This window comes from Janthinobacterium sp. GW458P, from assembly GCF_002127585.1.
Lineage (GTDB): Bacteria > Pseudomonadota > Gammaproteobacteria > Burkholderiales > Burkholderiaceae_D > Janthinobacterium.
In genome coordinates this window covers 1-3,676 of sequence record NZ_NEGZ01000116.1, presented here as the reverse complement: position 1 = coordinate 3,676, position 3,676 = coordinate 1, and the positions used below count along the sequence as shown (strand labels likewise).

Annotated in this window: 5 protein-coding genes; 4 read left to right on the top strand and 1 reads right to left on the bottom strand. The window is 63.8% G+C overall.

What is annotated here, in order from left to right; all coding sequences use genetic code 11:
• From CBW50_RS28060 to CBW50_RS28050, 3 genes are all read left to right on the top strand, one after another.
• Positions 1-770: flagellar hook-length control protein FliK (locus CBW50_RS28060; RefSeq protein ID WP_139842697.1), on the top strand; the 770-nt coding region annotated here is incomplete at its 5' end.
• A complete protein-coding gene (locus tag CBW50_RS28055; RefSeq protein WP_086148528.1) occupies positions 763-1,089 on the top strand; it encodes an EscU/YscU/HrcU family type III secretion system export apparatus switch protein in 327 nt (108 codons plus the stop codon). The genes CBW50_RS28060 and CBW50_RS28055, both read left to right, overlap by 8 nt.
• A gap of 10 nt (positions 1,090-1,099) precedes the next feature.
• Positions 1,100-1,861 carry a flagellar brake protein gene (locus CBW50_RS28050; RefSeq protein ID WP_253252018.1) on the top strand — a complete coding sequence of 254 codons (762 nt, stop codon included), beginning with the start codon at positions 1,100-1,102 and terminating at the stop codon, positions 1,859-1,861.
• A 139-nt stretch (positions 1,862-2,000) separates the two neighbouring features.
• Here the strand turns inward: CBW50_RS28050 and fliE are convergent, their stop codons facing one another.
• Complete coding sequence (gene fliE, locus CBW50_RS28045) at positions 2,001-2,303, bottom strand: flagellar hook-basal body complex protein FliE (protein WP_226935476.1); 303 nt, start codon at positions 2,301-2,303, stop codon at positions 2,001-2,003.
• Between the two features lie 425 nt (positions 2,304-2,728).
• Between fliE and fliF the strand changes: the two genes are divergently transcribed.
• A partial coding sequence (gene fliF, locus CBW50_RS28040; protein ID WP_253252019.1) for a flagellar basal-body MS-ring/collar protein FliF occupies positions 2,729-3,676 on the top strand: 948 nt, incomplete at its 3' end.

The following is a 3,676-nucleotide window of genomic DNA, read 5'->3' as shown; positions in this document are numbered from 1 at the left end:
CCACCCTGCTCAGCCGGGCGCCGCTGACGCCGGCCAACCTGCTGCCCGACCTGGCCGGCGACACGCCCGCGCCGGAACTGAGCACCACCGCGCGCGCCATCAGTAGCGTACTGAGCCAGGCGGAAAGCGCGCCCGGCGCGCCCGTGGCGCTGGTCGGCAAGACGCCGCTGATGGCCGCGCCGGGGGCCAATCCGGCCCAGGTGGCGCAAAAACTGCAGGAGGCAGTCGGCAGCAGCGGCCTGTTCTACGAATCGCACGTGGCCGAATGGGCCGAAGGCAAGCGCGCGCTGGCCTCGCTGCAGCTGGAGCCGCAAATGCAGAAGGCCGCGCCGGGCGAGATGGCAAAGACGGGCACCGACCTGGCCTCGGCGCAATTAATCAATTTACAACTACACACCCATGAGCAGGCGCGCGTGCAGTGGCAAGGCGAAGCCTGGGCGGGCCAGAAGATGCAGTGGGATATCAGCCGCGATGCGCCGGAAGGCGGGCAGCACGAGGGCCGTGACGGCAACGAGGAAGCGGCGGCCTGGCGCAGCAGCGTGCGCTTCCAGTTTCCCCTGCTGGGCGACCTGGCCGCGCATGTGCTGCTGCAGGGCGGCCGGGTCGCCATCCAGCTGCAAGCCGGCAGCGAAGGCAGCGCCGAGACACTGCGCCGGCACGCGGCGCGGCTGGAAGCATCGCTAGCCGCGGCCGGCTGGCCCCTGGCGTCGTTGACGATCGCCGGCCAGGACACTGCCGCGCCACCGGCGGCGGGAGACGGCGATGCTTGACGACACCAGGCGCAAGGTGCCGCAGACGGCCGTCGCCCTGGCCTACCAGAGCGGCGCGGCGGCACCCAAGGTGGTCGCCAAGGGCAGCGGCCTGATCGCGGACCAGATCATCAGCACGGCGCGCGAACATGGCGTCTTCGTGCATGAATCGAAGGAATTGGTGGCCTTGTTGATGGATGTCGACCTGGACCGCCAGATTCCGCCTGGCCTGTATCGGGCGATTGCGGAACTGCTGGCCTGGTTATATCATATTGAATCTGCGAATGGCGGCCCCATCCCGCCGCCGCCCGACACCAGCTTTCTTCCCATCGATACATAGACAGGCATCAATGCAAGCACATATTATGGATTCCGGCCTCGAAAACTGGCACGACTTTGAAGTGGAATCACGGCGGGAAATCATCGCCTTGTTGCGCGGCATCAGCGAAAAGAACCAGCTGATCCGCATGCTGATCCATGGCGAATCCGATGTGTGCGTCACTTCGATCCTGGAAGTCGATGCCGAGCACAATACCGTCATCCTCGACCGCTCCGTAAACGCCGACCAGAACCGGCGCATGGTGGCCGCCACCGGCATCTCGTTTGAAACCTCGCTCGACAAGATCCGCATCCTGTTTGCCAGCGCCCTCGTGGAAGAGTGCAACTATGGCGGCACGCCCGCCCTGAAAATTGCCATTCCAGAAACACTGATCCGCCTGCAGCGGCGCGAGTATTACCGCATGACGACGCCTGTCAGCAATCCCGTGCGCGTCTCGATTCCCCTGCCGCCCTCGCTGGGCGGCGCCGACACCCTGTTTCCGCTGGCCGACATCAGCTGCGGCGGCATCGCCATCCTCGACAATAAACTGATGCTGGGCGAAACCATCGGCAGGGACTACCCGGGCTGCCGCATCGACTTGCCCGACGTCGGCATTGTCACCGCGACTTTGCAAATTCGCAACTCGCTGGACATGACATTGCTCAACAATAAGCTGAACCGCCGCCTCGGCTGCCAGTTCGTCGACCTGCCGCGCAGCATGCTGGCGCACGTGCAGCGCTATATCACGCGGCTCGAGCGCGAGCGCAATGCCAGGATGGCGGGACTGGGTTAATTCAATCCGGAGTCAAAGCTTAACGTTTCGCAAAAGCGTAGCGAGCGGCGATGATTTGCGGCCGAGACGCGCAGCTGTGCTATAGCACAGCGGGCATCGCAGGCCGCAAAGCGCGCCGCGCAGTAGCTTTGGCGAGACGTTAAACTTGCATATTCATGATGTCATGATATGCAGAAACCAATTTATTGCGCACCTGCACCGTGGCCTGGAATTCGATGCTCGACTTCTGCATCGCCACCATCACGTCCGACAGGCTGACTTTCTCGTCGCCCATGGTAAAGCGCTGGCCCAGCGCCGATGACGCCTTCTGCGCGCCGCTCACGGAATCGAGCGCGCTCTTGAAGGCGTCGGCGAAGTTCACCTTGGCCGCCGGCGCCTCGGTCTGGATCGCCGGTATTTTCGCCTCCGGCCGCGTGGCCGCCGACTTCAGTTGCGCGATCATCGCTTCGATCCTGCTGCTATCGATACCGCCTGTTTTCACTTTGCCTCCCGATTCTGGTCAATTCCTGCCTGTTGCACCCAGAGAACAAAACTCTAGCCTGCAAGGCAACGACGGGTACAATATCTTCCGTCACATGTTGCCAGGGTTCCACAATACCAGCGCCAACGCCAGCCGCTCGGCCGAGCAGGCGGCGAAAGCGCCTTCTATTTGGACGATTGAAGCGCGTGACAGTGGCGGATAATTCTGCATATCGCCCCCTCCTCCTCAGGAAGCGGCCCCCACGCACCACCCAATACCCGTCAAACCACGCGCCCTGGAAGGCAATCATGGCTGTAGCCGAAGAAATCGATGTGAACCGCATACCACCGGAGCCGGCGCCCGCCCGCTCGCCCGTGGAATCCGTGCAAGCCTTCGCCAAGACCCCGATGGGCAAGAATTTCCTGCGCGGCCTGGGCGTGGCGGCACTGATCGCCATCGGCGTGGCCCTGTACATGTGGAACCAGCCGCCTGAATACAAAGTCCTGTTTTCCAACTATACGGACCGCGACGGCGGCGCCATCACGGCTTCGCTGGACCAGCTGGGCATCAAGCACAAGTTTTCCGAAGGCGGCGGCGCCATTCTCGTGCCCACCGAGCAAGTCCACGATGCGCGCCTGAAACTGGCCGCGCAAGGCTTGCCGAAGGGCGGCAACGTGGGCTTCGAACTGATGGAAAACCAGAAGCTGGGCGTATCGCAATTCCTGGAACAGGTCAATTTCCAGCGCGCGCTCGAAGGCGAGCTGGCCAAATCCATCGAATCGGTGTCCGCCGTCGACACGGCGCGCGTCCACCTGGCCCTGCCCAAACCGTCCGTCTTCGTGCGCGACCAGCAAAAACCGACGGCCTCCGTGCTGCTGAACCTGCACCCGGGCCGCGGCCTCGACCAATTGCAGGTGAGCGCCATCGTACACCTGGTGGCGTCGAGCGTGCCGGAGTTGCTGCCGATCAATGTCACCGTGGTCGACCAGGCCGGCACCCTGCTGTCGAACCAGGAAAAGGACAAGGACCGCGCCAACGGCGTGAAAAGCCTGGACCCGAACCAGCTGAAATACGTGCAGCAGCTGCAGCAAAGCGTGATCAAGCAGGTCGAATCGATCCTGCTGCCCATCGTCGGCGAAGGCAATGTGCGCGCCGAAGCGACGGCCGACGTGGATTTTTCGCAAAGCGAGCAGGCGGCCGAAACCTACAAGCCGAACTCGCCGCCGGAAGCGTCCACCATCCGCAGCCAGCAGACGAGCGAATCGACGGGCGCCGGCAATGCCAACCCGTCCGGCGTGCCCGGCGCGCTGTCGAACCAGCCGCCCGGCGTGGCCACGGCGCCGCTGACGGCGGAA